The sequence below is a fragment of the Citrobacter sp. TBCS-14 genome (assembly GCF_005280805.1).
Classification (GTDB): domain Bacteria; phylum Pseudomonadota; class Gammaproteobacteria; order Enterobacterales; family Enterobacteriaceae; genus Citrobacter; species Citrobacter gillenii.
This window is the reverse complement of sequence record NZ_SZWM01001124.1, coordinates 1-202: the sequence shown is the minus strand read 5'-3', so window position 1 is coordinate 202 and position 202 is coordinate 1. Positions and strand designations below refer to the sequence as shown.

The 202-nt window shown below is 61.4% G+C and carries 1 pseudogene; it reads left to right on the top strand.

From position 1 onward, the window contains the following. Positions 1-202, top strand: a pseudogene (locus FDX22_RS24370) (hypothetical protein); the annotation flags it as partial.

Below are 202 nucleotides of genomic sequence, written 5' to 3'. Positions count from 1 at the left end.
TGCGCGTCAGTGTCAGCCGTCGCAGCCAGCCACGGAAGGTGGAGGCCGGAAAAATGGCCACGCCAGCCCAGGCCAAAAAACTGCGGGCGCTGGGGTACCGGGTACGCACCGGTAAACGCTGGAAAAAGCCCACGCTGGGCGAGTTAACCCAAACGATGCCATACAGCCGGGCGGGGTTACTGATTCGAAAACTCAGCGGTAA